General features: G+C 38.3%; 17 protein-coding genes. 8 read left to right on the top strand and 9 right to left on the bottom strand.

Going from position 1 to position 19,233, the window contains the following annotated elements; translation table 11 throughout:
• Positions 1-39: 39 nt before the first annotated feature.
• A complete protein-coding gene (gene coaW / locus BFM98_RS14035) occupies positions 40-876 on the bottom strand; it encodes a type II pantothenate kinase (protein ID WP_036076313.1) in 837 nt (278 codons plus the stop codon).
• Positions 877-1,512: 636 nt separating this feature from the next.
• Positions 1,513-2,247 (bottom strand): SDR family NAD(P)-dependent oxidoreductase, encoded by a 735-nt coding sequence (locus tag BFM98_RS14030; RefSeq protein ID WP_004269367.1) that lies wholly within the window; start codon positions 2,245-2,247, stop codon positions 1,513-1,515.
• Positions 2,248-2,461: 214 nt separating this feature from the next.
• Between BFM98_RS14030 and BFM98_RS14025 the strand changes: the two genes are divergently transcribed.
• On the top strand, positions 2,462-3,283 hold the full coding sequence (locus BFM98_RS14025) for a squalene/phytoene synthase family protein (protein ID WP_083225376.1): 822 nt from the start codon (positions 2,462-2,464) through the stop codon (positions 3,281-3,283).
• 41 nt (positions 3,284-3,324) lie between these two features.
• Here the strand turns inward: BFM98_RS14025 and BFM98_RS14020 are convergent, their stop codons facing one another.
• Positions 3,325-3,813 (bottom strand): metal-dependent hydrolase, encoded by a 489-nt coding sequence (locus BFM98_RS14020; protein ID WP_036076312.1) that lies wholly within the window; start codon positions 3,811-3,813, stop codon positions 3,325-3,327.
• Between the two features lie 156 nt (positions 3,814-3,969).
• Between BFM98_RS14020 and BFM98_RS14015 the strand changes: the two genes are divergently transcribed.
• Positions 3,970-5,202, top strand: a complete 1,233-nt coding sequence (locus BFM98_RS14015; protein ID WP_048390052.1) for a ferredoxin reductase family protein — start codon at positions 3,970-3,972, stop codon at positions 5,200-5,202.
• Positions 5,203-5,239: 37 nt separating this feature from the next.
• On the opposite strand, the gene BFM98_RS14010 is transcribed toward BFM98_RS14015, so the two are convergent.
• Positions 5,240-7,270 carry a methyl-accepting chemotaxis protein gene (locus tag BFM98_RS14010; protein WP_066037698.1) on the bottom strand — a complete coding sequence of 677 codons (2,031 nt, stop codon included), beginning with the start codon at positions 7,268-7,270 and terminating at the stop codon, positions 5,240-5,242.
• A 194-nt stretch (positions 7,271-7,464) separates the two neighbouring features.
• On the opposite strand from BFM98_RS14010, the gene BFM98_RS14005 reads away from it, so the two are divergent.
• Both BFM98_RS14005 and BFM98_RS14000 read left to right on the top strand, forming a co-directional pair.
• The gene (locus BFM98_RS14005; protein WP_036076309.1) at positions 7,465-8,091 is read left to right on the top strand and encodes a nitroreductase family protein; all 627 of its coding nucleotides are present in this window, start codon (positions 7,465-7,467) and stop codon (positions 8,089-8,091) included.
• A 349-nt stretch (positions 8,092-8,440) separates the two neighbouring features.
• Positions 8,441-8,938 (top strand): hypothetical protein, encoded by a 498-nt coding sequence (locus BFM98_RS14000; protein ID WP_004269361.1) that lies wholly within the window; start codon positions 8,441-8,443, stop codon positions 8,936-8,938.
• 28 nt (positions 8,939-8,966) lie between these two features.
• Here the strand turns inward: BFM98_RS14000 and BFM98_RS13995 are convergent, their stop codons facing one another.
• Positions 8,967-10,016 carry a DUF1835 domain-containing protein gene (locus BFM98_RS13995; protein WP_066037697.1) on the bottom strand — a complete coding sequence of 350 codons (1,050 nt, stop codon included), beginning with the start codon at positions 10,014-10,016 and terminating at the stop codon, positions 8,967-8,969.
• Between the two features lie 141 nt (positions 10,017-10,157).
• Between BFM98_RS13995 and BFM98_RS13990 the strand changes: the two genes are divergently transcribed.
• Positions 10,158-11,327 carry a pyridoxal-phosphate-dependent aminotransferase family protein gene (locus BFM98_RS13990; protein WP_066037696.1) on the top strand — a complete coding sequence of 390 codons (1,170 nt, stop codon included), beginning with the start codon at positions 10,158-10,160 and terminating at the stop codon, positions 11,325-11,327.
• Positions 11,328-11,611: 284 nt separating this feature from the next.
• Here the strand turns inward: BFM98_RS13990 and BFM98_RS13985 are convergent, their stop codons facing one another.
• Both BFM98_RS13985 and BFM98_RS13980 read right to left on the bottom strand, forming a co-directional pair.
• Positions 11,612-12,940, bottom strand: coding sequence for a D-serine ammonia-lyase (locus BFM98_RS13985; protein WP_066037695.1), 1,329 nt, complete (start codon positions 12,938-12,940; stop codon positions 11,612-11,614).
• Positions 12,930-13,403 carry a YaiI/YqxD family protein gene (locus BFM98_RS13980; protein WP_004269357.1) on the bottom strand — a complete coding sequence of 158 codons (474 nt, stop codon included), beginning with the start codon at positions 13,401-13,403 and terminating at the stop codon, positions 12,930-12,932. The genes BFM98_RS13985 and BFM98_RS13980 overlap by 11 nt, the downstream gene beginning before the upstream one ends.
• A 175-nt stretch (positions 13,404-13,578) precedes the next feature.
• On the opposite strand from BFM98_RS13980, the gene gdhA reads away from it, so the two are divergent.
• The 3 genes from gdhA (at position 13,579) to BFM98_RS13965 (ending at position 16,656) form a co-directional block, all read left to right on the top strand.
• Positions 13,579-14,952 carry an NADP-specific glutamate dehydrogenase gene (gene gdhA / locus BFM98_RS13975; protein WP_004269356.1) on the top strand — a complete coding sequence of 458 codons (1,374 nt, stop codon included), beginning with the start codon at positions 13,579-13,581 and terminating at the stop codon, positions 14,950-14,952.
• Between the two features lie 217 nt (positions 14,953-15,169).
• Positions 15,170-15,856, top strand: a complete 687-nt coding sequence (locus BFM98_RS13970; RefSeq protein ID WP_004269355.1) for a phosphoribosylaminoimidazolesuccinocarboxamide synthase — start codon at positions 15,170-15,172, stop codon at positions 15,854-15,856.
• A gap of 146 nt (positions 15,857-16,002) precedes the next feature.
• Complete coding sequence (locus BFM98_RS13965; protein WP_066037694.1) at positions 16,003-16,656, top strand: Yip1 family protein; 654 nt, start codon at positions 16,003-16,005, stop codon at positions 16,654-16,656.
• A gap of 100 nt (positions 16,657-16,756) precedes the next feature.
• Here the strand turns inward: BFM98_RS13965 and BFM98_RS13960 are convergent, their stop codons facing one another.
• Together BFM98_RS13960 and BFM98_RS13955 are read right to left on the bottom strand one after the other, a co-directional pair.
• Positions 16,757-17,959, bottom strand: a complete 1,203-nt coding sequence (locus BFM98_RS13960) for an NAD(P)-dependent malic enzyme (protein WP_048390037.1) — start codon at positions 17,957-17,959, stop codon at positions 16,757-16,759.
• A gap of 406 nt (positions 17,960-18,365) precedes the next feature.
• Positions 18,366-19,196: an MBL fold metallo-hydrolase gene (locus BFM98_RS13955; RefSeq protein ID WP_066037693.1), complete on the bottom strand. Its 831-nt coding sequence runs from the start codon at positions 19,194-19,196 to the stop codon at positions 18,366-18,368.
• Positions 19,197-19,233: the final 37 nt, after the last annotated feature.

The raw sequence follows: 19,233 nt of genomic DNA, 5'->3' as shown, positions 1-19,233 counted from the left end.
GACTAATATGTATTAGTCATGTTCATTCATATTTCGTCCCTAGACAATTGTATATTCTGTGATGTTGAGCAATGCTCCGACAGCGCCTGAAAAACCATGATCGTTAATAAAGACAGGTGTATGCTTTTTCGTACGTGTATAATTTGCAATCACACGGGCAAGATGAGCATTATTGCTGAGAGTTGATCCAATATAGACAATATGCTGAGCCTTTTTTTCTTCCGCATATTGAATGCTAAGCGTGGTAATAACTTCACCTACTAGACCCTGAACAGTCGCTATAATATCCTCTGCAGGATGTTTCATGGACTGGGTAATGCCTACTTTCCCAAAATTACTTGCAGTTAAATGACCATCAATAGGTGTATCCATGCCCTGATAAATGTCCTTAACTAATAAATCAATGCTCTCACGATGGCCCTTGTCAGCCATTTCTCGTATTTCATTGTAATCTGTAATCCCTGTTGTAAGCGCTGACAATCCAATTAACGTCCCACCACCAACACCTGTCCCGCCAACGCGAATATGGGTATTGCCCTCCATGTAATGAATGGAAGTGCCTGTCCCGATATTGGTAATCATGCTACGCTCAAAAAAGTAGCCTTCTTTATTTAGTAAAAATCGGACACCCTTTAATGTTGCTTCAAATTCCACTATATAATGAATCGATTTCATTGTTTTAATGACATCAAGTAATTGCTCTGTACGTCCCCCCGTAACACCAATATCCTCAATATCTGGATGATCGATAATCCATTTTTTTACAGATTGCAGATCATTAGACGGAAAGGTTGTTAAAACAAGTTCATTGTGTTGATCTAAATAAGCAACCTTTGTCAATGTGCCGCCTGCATCAATACCTATAGCCTTTGGCATACAATTCTCCTTTGTTTTTATTACGCAACTTTGTCATATAATGATTGCAGTTTACGCGAAGATTAAGGCAACTATTAAAGTACATGCCCTCTTTGGTACGAAGGATTTTGCAAGGAGTTTTGTGTGCCAAAATCCTGACCAATTAATTTGTTTGTACAAAAGCTAAACGCTCAGTACAATCCCCCAAATTGTGTAATGACATTTTCGCCCTTTCTAAACTTTAACGCTGTTGAAATGATTGTGCAATAACTTCGTAAACTTTCATGAAAAAATCATGGAAAATATCAAATTTTTTCTATATGATAGCTGAATTTTAATGCATTTCTAAAGCTTTATTATCATTCTACTAAAAAAATAAAGCTTTGTTAAAGCATTATGCTGTTTTTGAAATTTAACGAATATTCTAAAGCGGAATATGAAGATTTATATAAACAGATTCCAGGAGAGCACTCTTTAGTGCTTGAAATGAAGAGATTAGCTATGCACGATGCCTATCATATTAAGGCGCTTTGGGTGGTTCATGAAATAGTGATGGGAGCGTCCAAATCGGACGTTCCACTATTTAAATCTTGAAATGCAAAAAAAAGTGAAAATGCACTGCTTGAACAGGCACTTTCACTTTCCTAAAACGATTAATTAGCGTGCTGAATAGCCACCATCAATGACAAGCTCGGCACCTGTAATGTAAGAAGCTTCATCAGATGCTAAAAATAAAATAGCATTCGCTACTTCTTCTGGTTGACCAAGGCGACCCATTGGTGTTGCTCTTACTAACATATCCATTGCTTCTTTTGCTTCTGATAATTTAGCAGTCATTGGTGTTTCAATGACACCAGGGAATACTGTATTGACACGAACATTGAAAGCACCAAGCTCGGATGCCGCTGCACGAGCAATCGCACGTAAAGATCCTTTAGAGGCTGTATAGGCATTAAAGCCAGCGCCAATAATTGCTGTGTAAGAGGATGTATTAACGATAGAGCCTTTCCCAGCTTCTTTCATATAGTTAGAGGCATGTTTAATGCCCAGGAAAGGTCCAAAGGCATTGATATTATGCATGATTGACCAATCCGCTTGTGTAATTTGATCTGGTCCTTTTTCGGAAGAAATACCAGCATTGTTAATTAAAATATCAATGCGACCATATTTCTCCACAATGGCTTTCGTCACTTCTGCCCAGTTTTCGTCAGAGGAAACATCTAATTTCATCCCCTCTACATGGTCAAGCTCAGAAATTTTTGCTAGGTTATCTTCATTAATATCAGCTGCAATTACCGTAGCACCCTCTTGGGCAAACAATTTCGCCATTGCTGCACCCATACCAGATGCGCCACCAGTAATCATCGCAATTTTGTTATCTAAACGTCCCATTTTTCTAAACTTCCTCTCTTCTGTAATGTGGTTTAACTTATACTTTCGTCCACAAAGAAAGTATAAGCTTAAATAGTTTACTATTAAACTATATCACTTTTAGGAAACGTTTTCAAAGAATATCTCTCTAAATATGAACAATCTGTTTTATCTTTCCCTATTTTTACGATACGATATACTATAGATGTGGAACCATTTGAACGGAGGAATACAAGTGAACGAGCAAAAAAGACTTTACAAAGAAGCGATGCAGGTTTTGAAAGATACAAGCCGCACGTTTTATATACCTATTACATTTTTAAAAAATGATTTAAAGATATCAGTGGCTGCAGCCTATTTAGCAATGCGTGCTATTGATGAAATTGAAGACCATGAAGAACTTTCTAATGATGTAAAATTTGATTTACTGTCAGCTACGAGTGAATTACTAAAGGACAATTTCAATAACGAAGCCTATCAGTCATTACTTGCACCTTATGCAGAGCTATTACCTGAAGTATCCCTTCGTTTAGCAGATTGGCTGACATTTTGCCCTGAGGAATCCAGAAAAATTGTACAGGCTTCCACAAGTGAAATGGCTTTTGGGATGGCAAAATGGGCAAAGGCGAATTGGCAGGTCCGCACACGTGAGGATTTAGACGATTATACATACTACGTGGCTGGGCTTGTAGGGACGATGCTGTCTGAGCTTTGGGCATGGGGTGCAGGCGTTCAAACGGATCGCGAGCTAGCAATAGGCTATGGCCGTGGATTGCAGGCTGTCAACATCTTACGTAATCAGCATGAGGATTTAGATGAACGTGGTGTAAGTTTCGTACCAGAGGGATGGACACGCGAGGATTTATTTGCGTATGCAGAAGAAAATTTAGCCAAAGCAGATTTATATATGAAGGATATCAATAAACGTACTATTCAGCTATTCTGTCGCCTACCACTTGCCTTAGCGCACAAAACACTAAAGGCAATGCAAGAAGGACGAGAAAAAATGACTCGTGCTGAGGTAGAGCAAACTGTTGAAGAGGTACAGGCAGACTAACATGAAAAGCCCCAGTAAACGATTACTGGGGCTTTTCTTATTTATATCGCATCAATAAATCTTACAATTAATTCATAGCTGAAATAGATGGATAGCATCGATAACAACATCAGTACGACACCTTCTACCTTGCTACCAGTTTTCGTTGTAAGTGGAAAACGAATGGAGACAGTCGCAGGGAAAAATAGTTTAACCCCTTTTTTTGTACACATATCAAGTATGATATGACTAGCCATCCCGATAATTATTCCAATAGATATCGCTCGATAGGGAATCAACATATGTAATAAAACCATCATGCTTATTAAAAACAACAAACTATGTGTAAAGGAACGATGTCCAAATACTGTAGTCACTAGCTTCGCGATGAGGGGAAATGTTCGACCTATTTTACTACCTCTATGACAAATATCTGGAAGTAATGCACCAATAACCCCCGCACCAACTAAGACAAGTGGGTTATCATTTGAAAACTGCGCAAAGGCAAGACTTGCTGTAATGCCCCCAACGATATGGGTATTCCCTTGCATAAATTACTTCCACTCCTTTTCTCTTATTTTTCCTTCTTAATGTAACATAATTCGACACAAAAGGGAACGTACATTCCGAACGTACGCTCGAAACTTTTTCCACTCTGATTGTATAGCTAGTTAAATTATGGATAAACATAGTGATGGAGGTTAAATATGAGAGCTTATAAAGGAATACTTTTTATTTTCATCATTTTGTGTGGTAGTGCTTTGCTTTGGTATTTTAGCAAACCGATGGCACCGATTCATCCATTGAACACACTAAGTCATGTCATTGGTGGCTTAGCCATAACTTGTTTATTTCTTGTATTCTTATTAGCTACAAGAATAAAAATGTTAGAGCGATGGTTTAGTGGTCTTGAGCATGTCTATTTTTATCATAAATTACTAGCAATCCTTTCACTTGTATTGATTCTTATTCACGGGCAATTACAAAAAATGATTCCTGATGAAGAGCTAACACAACAAACACCACTCAACGAATTCGCAAAAGATCTTGGCGAGCTTGCTCAATACGGCTTTATCTTCCTAATCATTCTTGCCTTTATTGCAAAATTCCTGAAGTACGAGCATTGGCGCTGGCTTCATCGCTTATTACTTGTGCCCTATACATTGGGTATTTATCATGCTTATTTTTCTAGCCACTATGATTTATTACAGCCCTCAGCTTTAGGAATTTTTACAGCATTAACAACTACGATTGGATTTATGTCAGCCCTTTATATGCTGACAATGTATCAGGATATGTTCTTTCCCTATAAAGGTCAGATTTCATCCATTCAAAGGCTGACTCCTGAGATATTGGAAATTAAGTTGAAGCTTACAAAACAGCTGGATTATCGACCAGGACAATTTCTCTTTCTGAAAGTCTTTCAAGAGGGTATCGAAAAAGCACCACATCCCTTCTCTATTTCTGGAGGGTGTGGACAACAAATCAATCTTACAATAAAAGCTATTGGAGATTATACCAAACAGGTCTACAACCTTATTCAGGTTCATACAGAGGTTGCTGTAGATGGCCCCTATGGTCATTTTGACTTCGGCAACGGGAATGCACAGCAGCTATGGATTGCAGGTGGTATGGGCATCACCCCATTTCTTGCCTATTTACACACACAGCCTGATAAAAAAATTGACTTATATTATTCTTTTCACGGGCAAGACAATGTCATCTACAAAGATTTTTTAGAGGATTATGCACAAGCAAATGACCATTTTACTGTCACATTTATTGATACAACACAGCGCAATAGACTCTCTGTTGATGAGTTATCCTTTTCTCCACAAACTAGTATTTATATATGTGGACCAGAAAAAATGATCAAGCATTTCAAATCGGCTGCACCTAAGAAAAATATACAATGGGAAGCTTTTTCATTTAGATCTTAAAAAGGTGTACACCTAAATCTAGATGTACACCTTAGCACTAAATCGTGAATTTAGTTGCTTCTTCTTGCAGATTTTGAGCAAGTTGTGCTAACTGCTCAGAGGCTACAGACATCTCATTCATTGTCGATGCCTGCTCCTCCGTGATGGCCGATACATTTAATGTATGATCATTTGTTGCAAGTGCCTGTTTGCTAATTGCCTGTACTTTTTCGGTTACTGCCTGCAACTTTTCAAAAGCATCAGATGTCGTTTTGCTTGTATTTTGCATGGTGTTTTGGAGACCTTCAGTTGCACTGGCAATTGTATCGAAGGTCATGCCTGCTTGTTGAACAGAGCCAATGCCTTGATGAGCTATTTTTCGACTTTGCTCCATCATCTCTACTGCGTCATTCATTTGTTCCTGAATCGTCTGCACAACCTTTGCAATATCTAACGAAGCACGGCTAGTTTGTTCAGCCAGTGCTTTAACCTCTCCTGCAACAACGGCAAAGCCTTTCCCTGCTTCCCCTGCTCGTGCTGCCTCAATGGCAGCATTAAGTGATAGTAAATTAGTTTGGTCGGTAATAGCCGAAATGAGCTGACTCATCTGCTCTATTTGAATCGAATGCTCCTTCAAGCCATTCACCAGATTGGCACTACTGTCAACCTGTGCATGTAGGTGGACAATATCATTTACGAAACCATGTATTTTTTGTGATCCGCCAGTAGCGAGTTCAGAGGTTTTTTGTGATTGTTGGACTGCTTTATGTAAATCGTCCATGGCGGTCTTCATATCCCCACCTAGTTGTGTTGTTACACCCTCTAACTCCCCACTCACCTGTTGTTGTGAACTCGTATTTTCTGCCACCTCTTGCATAGAAATCGCAACTTCTGTGACAGTTTTATTGACCTCTTGCACACTTGCCGTTAATTCCTCTGCAGTAGAAGCAACTGTCTCGGTTTCAGCTACAATGCGCTGCATCATCGAACCTAATGCTTCCACAGAGTCATTATAATACTGCGCCATTTCACCAAATTCGTCCTTCGTATGAACGGCCATTTGTTGCGTTAAATCACCCGTAGCAAGATAGCCCAAATGATTATTCATAGTTTTCACTTCCCCACGGATATAACGAGCAAGGAAATAAATACTAATTGCGATAAGTAAAATTAGAACGACACTGATCACGATTTGCTGTTGAAGCATTGCCTGTATTTCGCCGTAAAGCTCAGTTGTCGGAACCAGTAAAACTAACTTCCACGGCATATCTTGTATTTGCATAAATTGTAAGGTAAAATCACTACCCTGACTGTTTGTATGTATTAACTTTTTTTGATCAGAAATCTGCTCCACAGGCATGTTCAACAACTGCTGGATCGTTTCTTTATTCACTTTATTTACATCAGGGTGCGTTAAAATTTTGCCACTATCATCAATTATAAATGCATAACCACTCTCTCGAATTTTCACGTCAGAAACAATGGATTGAATTGAATCTAATACATAATCCCCTGTAATAACGCCAATGGGCTTAGAATCTTTGACAATTTGTGTACCAAATGAGATAAACATTTCCCCAAGAGCTTCATCAAAATAAGGTGCAGTATGAACTACCTTATTAGACTGGATACTATTGCGATACCATTCTTGCTCGTGAAAATGATAGGCAGGATCTTCATAAGCATCCGTAGAGACAATTTTTTCTTCTTCCTTATAGGCATAAGGCCCGAAAATCTCTCCCTTTGCCACATCCTCCTCTAGCCATAATCCCATACCATACGTTTCCTTATTGAAAGGCAATAGCTGCTGTACGTAGCGAATAAATTGCTCTCTGGTCATCATACTGTCAGCCGATTCTATTGTTGTCTTTGCACTATTTATGAGCTGAATGTGTGCATGCAATTTGCTCTCAACGGAACCTGCAACATCATCCGCTAGTATAGACATTTCATTTTCAATAGAGCTTTCAAGTTCATTGGATACGTTCAAATAGTTAAGGAAGGTCATACCACCTAAAAAAACAGTGATGACAGGAATAAGCATTGCGATTTTTGCCATAATATTTAAATTTCCTAATAGCTTTTTCATTCACCTTCACTCCATATCTATTATTATTGCTCTATTCCATCTCTAGTATAAATGGATTATACCTACAAAAATATGTTTTTTTTGTAACTTTTAAATCCTAGATTCAAGACTCTTTAATTCGAGCAATTTACTTGGAAAATGAATTCATTTATCGTATAGTAAAAAACGCATCATACCATGAAGGAGACAAAATAATGACAGTGACAAAAAGTTCTTTAACTAAAGTTATGCACGAGCGTAAATCCGTTCGTAAATACGATGAAAACTTTAAAATCCCGCAGCAACAATTAGAAGAATTACTTGTAGAAGCAACGTCTGCTCCATCGTCTAGTAACCTACAGCCTTGGCGCTTTTTAGTAATTCAGGATGAAGCGGTCAAAAAAGAGCTACGTGCTATTGCCAATAACCAAGAACAAGTAGAAACTTCCTCAGCAATTATTGCCGTTTTAGGTGATACAAAGATGTACGAAAATGCCGAGGCTGTCTATACAAAGAACTTCGATCTTGGCTATATCAATGAGGCAACAAAAGATTCAATGATTAACAACTCAATCAATCTATATTCTCAACTTCCCCAAGAAGTGTTAAAAAATATCGTTACATTTGATGCTGGTCTAATTTCCATGCAGATTATGCTACTAGCTAAAGACATGGGCTATGATACAGTGCCAATGGGTGGATTTAATAAAGAAGCCTTTGCTCAACGCTTTGAATTAGCTGACCATATCGTCCCAGTTATTTTAATTGCAATTGGTAAGGCAGCCGCACCTGCTTACAATTCTTCCCGCATTGAACTTGAGCACATCGCCAAATTCATTTAATACACGTGAAAATAGTCATCTTACAATGTAGTTAAGATGGCTATTTTTATTTTTGTGGCATTTCTTGTGCATCTACCATCATAGGATAGTAATGTTTTTGTACGTAATTTTTGAAATTAATAAAACGGAAAATGATTCTCAAAAACTAGCATAATAATGTTCCCAAGGATATTTTTTGCATTTTTATCACAAGGCACTCAAAAAATCATCATTAAAGTCTTAAATAATCAACTTCATTCTAGTACATTTGTGCGATTTCTACTAAATATTACATCTAAATTGTTGTAGCTTTAACATTTGAGGATTGTTATGATTAGGAGGTATTTTCATATGAAGGGAGGTTTTTCTGATGAATTATGACTATAATGATTCTTATTATTACTCAGATTTAGATGCAGCCATGGGTGGTTTATTTTTTATCTTTATACTAGCCGCTCTTGCTATTGGTTTAATTGCCTACATTATTAGTGCACTTATTTATTTTATGACATCTAAAACAAATGGTTTTGGAGATGTAGCCTATATTGCTTGGATTCCCATTATTAATGTATATAGTCTCTTCCTGTTGACAGCTGGTGGGGATACTCGAGAAACAATACGTGCAACAGCTTTAAAAAATACCCTTATTTATGCAGGCTTGATCATTGTTTCATTTATTCCATTTATTGGTATTCTAGCTTCTTTAGGAGCGGCAGGCTTTACACTGTATTTCACGTATCGCCTATTCTACCGCTGGTGTGGCGAAACAGGTAAGGCAGTATTATACACAATCTTAATGGTAATAACAGGTGGATTGTTCTTTGCCATCTACGGCTTAATGCGTATGAACAGACCTTTCGTTGCTTAATTGTTTAAAACCTCTTTATGCCCTTAGGCTAAAGAGGTTTTTTACGTAATTTCACAGAGTAATGGTGCATTGATTTAGGAATTCCCTTTAATTCAAAACCCCCGCTATATACTAAATAGCGAATTCTATATTCTAAAAAGAAGATATTTGGGGGGGCATCCATTCTTGTTAATAGCTCTGAGATGAATTCACCTGTTTGTATAAAATCAGTACCCCCTTGCTCCTTATGAAGTTGTTCAATCGTTGACATAATCAAATTATCATAATAATTCTCTTGGACTGCTTGAATTTGTCGATGTAGCCATAGTCGACAAACATCCTTTGTCTGTGCTAAACTTTCCCACTGTTGCTGAAAAATTAGACGCTCCTTTGCGGACATTCGCTTTATATCATACATTTCCATGTTCCATTGATGGTTGATAGCCCGCTGTTCACCTGTGTTGATAAGAACAACTTCATTGACTTTATCACGTAATAAATAGAGTAGAAATCTAATACCACACTGTTCTTCTGCATTGTACCCACACCAAATGTAAATCTGCAGGTTGCTTGGAATATCCTGTATCTCTCTGATTGTGTTCATTAATTTATTTCGATTTACAAAATCATCCATTCCATCATTAATATTTTCTCTTAGCCACTCATCACGGAATGCCTGTCCTCTTTTTTCATCGAGTTTCCACAATGGTCCAATCGACAAATCCTCTGGAAACCCGATCACATATTTCGGTGGAGCAAGTGTCGCTCGTAAGGAGCCTGCTGCAGATTCCGAGCAAACAATATGTACCATTTGTGCTGAAGTAGTAGTTATGACCTGTTGAATATAATCATTAATAATTTCTACCAACTGATAGAGCTCTTCCTGCCCCATAAAGAAAGACCATCCCTGCTGAGGTGTGCTTTGTTCATGATGAAATGCTGTAAAAGATTCAGATGGCTCAAGCTCATACCCCTGCCATTCCCCCTCCCTCATCACCTCTGCTATTGTGATATACTCTAACGCTTGAATTCTATATACTAGCACCTGGTTTGTGTCGTAGAAGAAATAGATAAATGGATAATGCATGGATGTTTCCATTCGCACTGCCTCCTTTTTAAAAATTGTACCACAATGACAATCTCTTCCATCATTTTTCAAAAAAGTAGTTAGCTAGCACCATAAATATGCTATTATTATAGTTAGAAAATTTTGAATTTCTAGCAAAGGGGATAAATGAATATGTATGAAAATATTTTAAGACATCCGGGGCCAACACCGATTCCAAAAAAGGTACAGCTTGCGATGAATCAGGATATTTTTAGTCATCGTAGTCAGGAATTTGTAGAATTATACCGAGAAACAATTGAATTAGTAAAGCCTGTTTTCGGTACGACACAGGACATCTTACTTTTACCTTCGGGTGGGACAGCCGCGCTTGAGGCTGCAGCTGTTAATACTGTATCTGCTGGTGAAGAGGTTGTCGTCATCACAGTTGGAGCTTTTGGCGACTATTTCGTTTCAATCTGTGAGCAATATGGCTTCCATGTACATAAGCTCGAAAAAGAATGGGGACAGGCTTGTACAGCCGAAGAACTTCGAGCATTTTTACAGCCATTACAAACTATTAAAGCCGTTTTTGTGACGTACAATGAAACATCCACAGGTATTTTAAACCCTGTTGCTGAACTAGCTCAGGTGATCCGTGAAGAAACAGATGCCCTCGTTATCGTTGATGGTGTAAGCTGTATTGGTGGCGTTCCTGCTGAAATGGATGCTTGGGGCATTGATATTCTGGTGACAGGCTCTCAAAAAGCCATGATGCTCCCACCTGGACTCTCTCTTGTCAGCGTAAGCGAAAGAGCTTGGGAAGTCATTGAAGAAAATCAAACACCTGCTTATTACTTAAATCTTCAAAGCTATCGTAGCTGGGCGGAAAAGGGCATGACTCCTAATACACCTGCTATCACACTGATTTATGGACTGCATGAGGTGTGTAAATTAATCGAACAGGAAGGTGGCTTTACGCAAACAGTTGCCCGACATGACCTCATGAAAAACATGGTGCGAAATGCAATGAAAGCATTACACATTGAGCTATTAACTGAAGATCAATACGCTTCTCCAACTATTACAGCAATTAAAACACCTCAAGGAATTGATCTTGGTGAATTTTTGACGCATCTTAAGCAACACTATCATTTAGATTTCGCAGGCGGTCTAGGTCAACTACAGGGTAAAATTTTTAGATTCGGCCATATGGGCTATTGTTTCCCAAGTGACATTTTACAAGCCGTTTCCCTACTTGAGGCTGCCCTACAAGATTTCTCCTATGATTTCGAACCAGGAGCAGGCGTCCTTGCCGCACAAGAAGTATACTTAGTCGCACAACGTAAAGCACTACAACGTTAAACAGCAAAAACAGGTGGAGAAAAATGACTCCACCTGTTTTTTAATTTGATTTTGTTTCTACTAAACTTGAAATTGCGTTGCGCGTTTGTGGACGCTAATCTAAGCGGGTTGCTTCACTTTTTGAGAGCTTAAGACCCCTGTTTGAGCGGATCCACACATTTTGTGAGCGCTTTGGTCTCCTATTGGAGCGGGTCATCTCACTATTCGAATGCTTTACTGCATGCTCGAGCGGGATATCACTAATAGAGGTCGAGCTTCCATCCAAACATAGCTTCACATCGTCTTTAATTAAATTCCTTGGCCTTTGCTAAATAAGCAGCTCGCATCGTAGGTGGGACCATACTACCGCCAGTTGCCCATACAAGATGTGTGGCTTGTGGTAGATGGTTTACTAATGCGTTCTTTTCTAGATAGGATTGACCTTGTTGTAATAAACGAATGGCTCCATACATTCCTGCGTGTGCAGATGGCTCTAAAAATAAACCTTCACTTTCCATCGCTAATCCCAGAGATGTAAACAGCTCTTCATCTGATACAGTATAGCAACCACTTATATACGTCTCCATCACTTTTCCTACAAATTTGGAGGCACGACCAACGGCTAACCCATCCGCTTCTGTTCGATTGTCAAGGCCAATATCTTCTACACTAATTGCATCATGTAAGCCTGTCATCAGCCCGATCGTCATACAAGGAGAAGCGACAGGTTCTGCAAAGAAAATATGCACATGCTCACCGTAAATTTCTTTTAATCCATAGGCAACACCACCTGGTCCTCCACCTACGCCACATGGTAAATAGACGAACAATGGATGTGCTTCATCCACTGAAATATTCGTCCTTTCTAGCTGTTCCTTCAAACGCTTGGCAGCTACGGCATAGCCAGCAAATAAATCCTTTGAATTTTCATCATCAATAAAATGACATTTTGGATCTTGCTCAGCTTCTTGTCGCCCCTGCTCAACAGCTACACTGTAATCAGCTTCATATTCAATCACTGTCGCACCCTTTTCACGCAGTAAGGCTTTTTTCCACTCCTTGGCATCACTCGACATATGTACAACGACATTAAAGCCGAGCTTCTTGCCCATAATGCCGATACTTAATCCTAAATTCCCCGTAGAGCCTACTGCAATCGTATATTGTTGGAAGAACGACTGAAATTCTTCTGTTGCTAAAATTGCATAATCATCCACTTCTTTAAGTCTTCCACTTGCCAAAGCTAGTCTTTCTGCATGTTTTAATACCTCATAAATTCCTCCACGTGCTTTGATCGAGCCAGAGATCGGTAATTCATGATCACATTTTAAAAGCAATTGGCCGGGAATCGCCACACCATATGCTTGTTCAATAGCACTTTTCATTGCAGGAATTTCCTTAATCGTTGATTCAATTAAACCATCACTTTCTAGAAGCTCTGGAAATGCTACTTTTAAATAAGAAGAAAAACGTTGTAATGTTGCTTCAGCATCATCCACTTCAGCCATAGTAAAGAGCGTTGTTTCAGGATTTTTCATCCAATTTGTATTTTCCCACAATACAGTAGCCTTTTTTGCTAGTTCGTTCAACTGCGGATATTGTTCGAATAGTTCGTGTTTATGTTCATTTTTCACCTGTAGATTCCTCCAGTTTATGGGCTAAAATTGCTCGTTCACAAATTTGTCGAAATTTCATTTCAAACGAAATATTGTTTTCTTGTGTTCTTTTTTTAGGTCCCTTTGTTCGTCCACCTGCCCTTCTAATTTTTTGACCAACATGCCGCATATCGAGCAAACGTTCGATGTTTTCATTAGACATTTCTCGTCCATTTTGATCAATCGGATACCCTCCTCGTGCTAAAACCATGGCTGCTAATCCGTAATCCTGTGTAATAACAATATCGTGTTTTGAAAGCGCGTTCACTAGCGTAAAATCAACAGAATCTGGACCTTTGGGTACAATAATTGTTATTACATTATCACGTTCAACACGATGTGATGTATCGCAAAACAAGATAGTTTCTATCTCAAACTCAGATGATATAGATAGCGCTAAATCCACTACTGGACAGGCATCAGCGTCTATAAGAACCTTCACAATAAGGCATCATTCCTTTCTCGTAATTAGATGAATCACTTAGAACTAAATTATTTTAATATAATTTTAAAACAACCTCTCTTGCTCAATTTTTCACAAACTTTAAAAGTATTTTATTGAATAGTTTGAAAAATAGATATACGATACATCTATCAACTAAATGGGGGTTTTATTTATGACAATTACAACTGTTAGCAATGAACAATTAGCAAAAGAATACGTAGATGGCGTATTTGAGCAACTTAAACAACAGAATAGTCATCAAGCGGAATTTTTACAAGCAGCTGAAGAAATTTTCATCTCATTAGTACCTGTATTCGCGCAACATCCTGAATATATTAAGGCCAATATTTTATCTCGTATTGTGGAGCCAGATCGTATTATTTCTTTCCGTGTAGCATGGCAAGATGATAACAATCAAGTGCAAGTGAATCGTGGCTATCGTGTACAATACAGCAATGTCATGGGCCCATATAAAGGCGGTCTTCGCTTCCATCCTTCCGTAAATGAATCCATCATTAAGTTCCTAGGCTTTGAGCAAATCTTTAAAAATGCTTTAACAGGGCAACCTATCGGTGGTGGTAAAGGTGGTTCAAACTTTGACCCGAAAGGTAAATCAGATTCAGAAATTATGCGTTTCTGCCAAGCATTCATGACTGAATTATACCGTCATATTGGTCCAGATGTCGATGTTCCTGCTGGTGATATTGGCGTAGGTGCTCGTGAAGTAGGTTATTTATGGGGTCAATATAAGCGTTTAACAAAAGCAAATGAATCAGGTGTATTAACTGGTAAGACTCCTGGCTACGGTGGCTCTTTAGCACGTAAAGAAGCAACTGGTTACGGTACTGTTTACTTTGTGAACGAAATGCTAAAGGATGCAAATGACTCATTCGAAGGAAAAACAGTAGTTGTTTCTGGATCTGGTAATGTGTCTACGTATGCGATTGAAAAAGCGCAACAGTATGGTGCCAAAGTGGTTGCTTGCTCGGACTCTTCAGGCTATATCTATGATCCAGAGGGCTTAGATTTAGATGCTATCAAAGAAATTAAAGAAGTAAAAGGTGACCGTATCTCAACTTACGTTAATTACCGACCAAATGCTACTTTTACAGAAGGTTGTACAGGAATTTGGACGATTCCTTGTGATATTGCCCTACCATGTGCTACGCAAAATGAAATTAACGGTGAGTCAGCTCGTACATTAATTTCGAATGGTGTGAAAGCAATCGGTGAAGGTGCTAATATGCCATCAGACCTTGAAGCAATCAATGAATTCCTAGAGGCAGGCGTATTATTTGGTCCAGCAAAAGCAGCGAATGCTGGTGGAGTTGCGGTATCTGCTCTTGAAATGGCACAAGATTCTAGTCGCGTATTTTGGTCATTTGAAGAAGTAGATGCGAAACTTCATCAAATTATGAAAAATATTTATACAGACAGCAAAGCGGCAGCAGAAAAATATGGCTTCCCAGGTAACCTAGTAGTTGGTGCAAACATTGCTGGCTTTATCAAAGTAGCAGATGGAATGCTTACTGAAGGCGTCTATTAATAACCTTCTATTTTCAATGTTTCCTAGGATTTGATTTCGGAATATTCTTAATTTCAACCAAGGTGGTAACGAACATTCGTTATCACCTTATTTTTTATTTGCAATTCCGTTATAAAACATCAAAATAAACGTTTTAAACGAACATTTTTATCATTAAATATTTAGAACATTCGTGTTATAATTTTAGAGTACTATGAAAAATATTGGAGGGTTTTTTGTGGAATTATTGTATACAGGTAAAACAAAAAATGTGTTCAAATTAGAAGATGGTCATTATTTATTAAAATTTAAAGACGATGTTACAGGAGAAAACGGCGTGTTTGATCCAGGTGCAAATACTGTTGGTTTAACAATTGATGGGGCTGGCTTGGCTGGTTTACGTTTAACTTCTTATTTTTATTCAAAATTAAACGAACAAGGGGTTCCTACTCATTTCGTTGATGCTAACTTCGAAGATGCAACAATGACAGTAAAACCGGCAACTGTTTTCGGTAATGGTTTAGAAGTGATTTGCCGCTTTAAGGCAGTTGGTTCATTCCTACGCCGTTATGGTGCCTATGTAAAGGAAGGACAAGATTTAGACTCCTTTGTAGAAGTAACAATCAAAGATGATGATCGTTTAGATCCTCCAATTTCTGAAGATGCTTTAGCAATGTTAAACCTGTTAACTCATGAAGAATACGCCATTTTAAAACAACGTACAATTGAAATTTCCAAATTTGTAGCGGCAGAGCTTGCTAAAAAAGGCTTAACGCTTTATGACATTAAATTAGAATTCGGCCGCGATGCGAAAACGAATGAAATTTTATTAATCGATGAAATTTCAGGCGGTAATATGCGTGCTTACAAAGGTGATCAGTATATTGAGCCGTTAGAACTTGAGAAAATTATGTTAGCTGAATAATAGAAACAACCCTAAAAAGAGTCGACAATTACGACTCTTTTTTTATGTATGGGCTTATTTTTATTTTCCATGAAACTTTTCTTTACTTCACTCGTATATTAACTATATGTAACAAGCAATTATTCTATTATTTTGGAGGTAGTTTGATGGAAAACTTGAATGAGACATCAAAAGAAGAAAGGTCAAAACTAAATCCATTTTTATCGGTTTGGATGCATCCAAAGCAAACGACTCGTTATATGATTAATGAAAAATCTATCGGCTTTGCAATTTTGGTTTTGTCTATTGGTTATATTGGCTCCCTTATGTCTGGATTAATTGATTCAGAATTTCTTCCTGATTTTTCGCCATGGCTTTTAGTCCTGTTATGTGTCATTTTTGCTCCTATCGCAGGTATGATTGGCACAGCTATTTCTGCACTCATCTCTTGGCTATTCGGGAAATTATTTAAAGGTACTGGGACTTACTCGGACTTATTTAAGGGGTTAAGCTTAACTGCAATCCCATATATCGTACTGATTCCACTTTATATTATTTGGTTAATGACTTCACCCGATTCATTATTAGATCCTAATTTTATGGGTTCATTACCGTGGATTTTTTGGCCAACTATTTTAGTAAGCATCATTGTGACGATTTGGTCATTTGTTATTTCTGTAGGTGTAGTCGCTGAAGCACATCAAATTTCAAACTGGATGGCTTTCTTCACCATCTTTATTCCAGCCATTATTATCTTCATCGTATTATTTGTTCTTTTCTTTGTCATACTCATCGGAATTATTGGTGTTGGCATGGTGTAAAAACTTGAGACAAAGCCTTTGTTAACTCGAGACAGCTTAATAATAAAAGCAGATAGAGAAAAAGCCTGTAACTTTTCTCTATCTGCTTTTTTTAATTTTATTAGACAGATAGTGCTGTACTTTGCTGGAATAGCTCAGATACGCCAGATTCTACAGCTGCCCCACTTACTGCGCGTGAGACGATTGCCACAACGCGTTCGTCCAAAGATTTAGGCACAATATATTCTTCCTTTAGTTCCTTATCACTCACAAGGGAGGCAATCGCTTCTACAGCAGCTAGCTTCATCGACTCATTAATATCCGTAGCACGCACATCTAAAGCACCACGGAAAATACCAGGGAATGCAAGAACATTATTAATTTGATTTGGATAATCCGAACGGCCTGTTCCCATAACACGTACCCCCCATGCTTTGGCATTTTCATACGTGATCTCTGGATTTGGATTGGCTAAGGCAAAGACAACTGGATTTTCATTCATGGACGCAATATGTGCCTCTGTTAATAGATTGGCTACAGAAACTCCAATAAAGACATCTGCACCTGTTAGTGCATCCTCTAGTGTACCATGTTGCTTCTCTGGATTCGTCAAATGAGCAACCGCTTCTTTAATCGGATTCATCCCCTCTGTACGACCCTCATAAATAATACCCTTTGTATCGCACATATAAATATTCTTATAGCCCATTTGTACAAGTATACGTAAGATCGCAATGCCTGCAGCACCAGCACCGTTAATCACAACCTTCATCGTTGCAATATCCTTTTTCACAATACGATTGGCATTAATCATCGCTGCTCCTACAACAATCGCTGTTCCATGTTGATCATCATGAAAAACTGGAATATCACATTCTTGACGTAGGCGATCTTCAATTTCAAAGCATCTTGGTGCTGAAATATCCTCTAAGTTTACCGCACCAAATGTCGGGGCAAGCGCCTTCACAATGCTGACGATTTCATCCGTATTTTTTGTATCTAAGCATATTGGAAAAGCATCAACATTGGCAAAACGCTTTAGTAAAATCGCCTTCCCTTCCATTACAGGTAATGCCGCTTTCGGTCCGATATCTCCTAACCCTAAAACCGCTGTCCCATCCGACACAACAGCTACCATATTACCCTTCATTGTATAGTCGTACACAAGCGAAGGATTTTTCTCAATCTCCACACATGGCGCTGCTACCCCCGGTGAATAAGCCAAGCTAAGATCATAGGAATCTTGTACAGGTACCTTTGAGCTCACCTCTAATTTTCCGCTATAGTGTGCATGCATTTCTAAAGCCTTTTTCATTACGTCCATTCCATCCCATCCTTTTCCCTTTGATTTTTTATTATATTTCAGAATCATAATACTTTGTGAAAATATAGTCAACGAATTTTCTGTCAATTTATTCTTAACTTCAATAATTCAATGTTTAATGACTTTCATTACATTTTTCTGTCAAATTAAACATTTCACAATCAATTATTTTAAGATAATTAATGCGATTGTTAACACATTATAAAGTGTACACATAGAGCCATTTAGCCTGCTCAACTTTTCACATAGTATTTTTCTTATGTAAATGAGAATTTTTTCACAAACTTTTGTAAGCGCATCCATTGCCCTGATTGACTTCGTCACAATTTATTCACATTTTTTCACAAAGTTTTTTATTATACAGATCAAAGTATTTGTGAAATTCTTAACAAGACAAAAAAGAGCCCTATATAAAGGACTCTTCGGTAAAATGATTAATAAAGGCCGTGATGATATGCTTGGAAGACCATTGCTCTCCCGAAACTTTTGTAATCGGATAATCACGAGGAAAAATTGATTTGGTGATTTCCTCAACAGAAAAACCTTGCTTAAATAATTGCTTCACTTTTCCTTGCATGTCTTCCAAATAAGCAATTTTTTCTTGTATTTTCGTTCGACCATCCACTATAAAGCCTGCATGACAGCAATAGACGACATCGAAATCATAGTTTACTATTTTCCTTAAAGACGCCAAGGTATGGACAATGTTTTCTTCATCAAGCACAACCTTTGTCTTTGGCTGGATAAACAAATCACCTGTAAACATAGCGCCTGTTTCCCGATTGTAAAAAGAAAGATGATCTGTAGTATGCCCAGGTGTTTCAATAACATCCCATGTTGCTGCGTTCGTTTGTAAGGTTTGACCAAATGGTTGGGCAACAAACGCGGGTCGTTCCCCCCACAATGCCTGACGATAGAGTGGATAGTCTCCATCTTCAGCACAAAGATTGACTGAATCACGATGAATATAAATAGGTACATTCTTATGATGTTGAATCCACGCTGCATTTCCTGCATGATCCTCATGTGAATGTGTTAATGCCAATTGCTCTATCGGTATACCCTTAAAAAAGGATTGAAATTCCTGCGATAGTGAGTAGGAACCTGTATCAATTAGTAACCCATCCACAAAAAAACTGTACACACTCATACCAACCCCCTGCACCGCAACTTTCCCATGCGCACATTGTACACCGCGATGCTGCTGAATCTCGATACTTTTCTCCCGTTTAAACATCCTGCTCCCCCTTTGCCCCTTGTACAAAAAGTGTAGC

This window comes from Lysinibacillus sp. AR18-8 (assembly GCF_001705465.1).
GTDB classification, from domain to species: Bacteria; Bacillota; Bacilli; order Bacillales_A; family Planococcaceae; genus Lysinibacillus; species Lysinibacillus capsici.
Note: the sequence above shows the minus strand (reverse complement) of the source record. Positions and strands in the feature narration are given on the sequence as shown.

What these genes read in the sequence shown, in the direction of transcription:
- coaW (WP_036076313.1), bottom strand. Translation starts at nt 876, where the DNA reads ATGCCAAAGGCTATAGGTATTGATGCAGGCGGCACATTGACAAAGGTT.
- BFM98_RS14030 (WP_004269367.1), bottom strand. Translation starts at nt 2,247, where the DNA reads ATGGGACGTTTAGATAACAAAATTGCGATGATTACTGGTGGCGCATCT.
- BFM98_RS14020 (WP_036076312.1), bottom strand. Translation starts at nt 3,813, where the DNA reads ATGCAAGGGAATACCCATATCGTTGGGGGCATTACAGCAAGTCTTGCC.
- BFM98_RS14015 (WP_048390052.1), top strand. Translation starts at nt 3,970, where the DNA reads ATGAGAGCTTATAAAGGAATACTTTTTATTTTCATCATTTTGTGTGGT.
- BFM98_RS14010 (WP_066037698.1), bottom strand. Translation starts at nt 7,270, where the DNA reads ATGAAAAAGCTATTAGGAAATTTAAATATTATGGCAAAAATCGCAATG.
- BFM98_RS14005 (WP_036076309.1), top strand. Translation starts at nt 7,465, where the DNA reads ATGACAGTGACAAAAAGTTCTTTAACTAAAGTTATGCACGAGCGTAAA.
- BFM98_RS14000 (WP_004269361.1), top strand. Translation starts at nt 8,441, where the DNA reads ATGAATTATGACTATAATGATTCTTATTATTACTCAGATTTAGATGCA.
- BFM98_RS13995 (WP_066037697.1), bottom strand. Translation starts at nt 10,016, where the DNA reads ATGGAAACATCCATGCATTATCCATTTATCTATTTCTTCTACGACACA.
- BFM98_RS13990 (WP_066037696.1), top strand. Translation starts at nt 10,158, where the DNA reads ATGTATGAAAATATTTTAAGACATCCGGGGCCAACACCGATTCCAAAA.
- gdhA (WP_004269356.1), top strand. Translation starts at nt 13,579, where the DNA reads ATGACAATTACAACTGTTAGCAATGAACAATTAGCAAAAGAATACGTA.
- BFM98_RS13965 (WP_066037694.1), top strand. Translation starts at nt 16,003, where the DNA reads ATGGAAAACTTGAATGAGACATCAAAAGAAGAAAGGTCAAAACTAAAT.
- BFM98_RS13960 (WP_048390037.1), bottom strand. Translation starts at nt 17,959, where the DNA reads ATGGACGTAATGAAAAAGGCTTTAGAAATGCATGCACACTATAGCGGA.
- BFM98_RS13955 (WP_066037693.1), bottom strand. Translation starts at nt 19,196, where the DNA reads ATGTTTAAACGGGAGAAAAGTATCGAGATTCAGCAGCATCGCGGTGTA.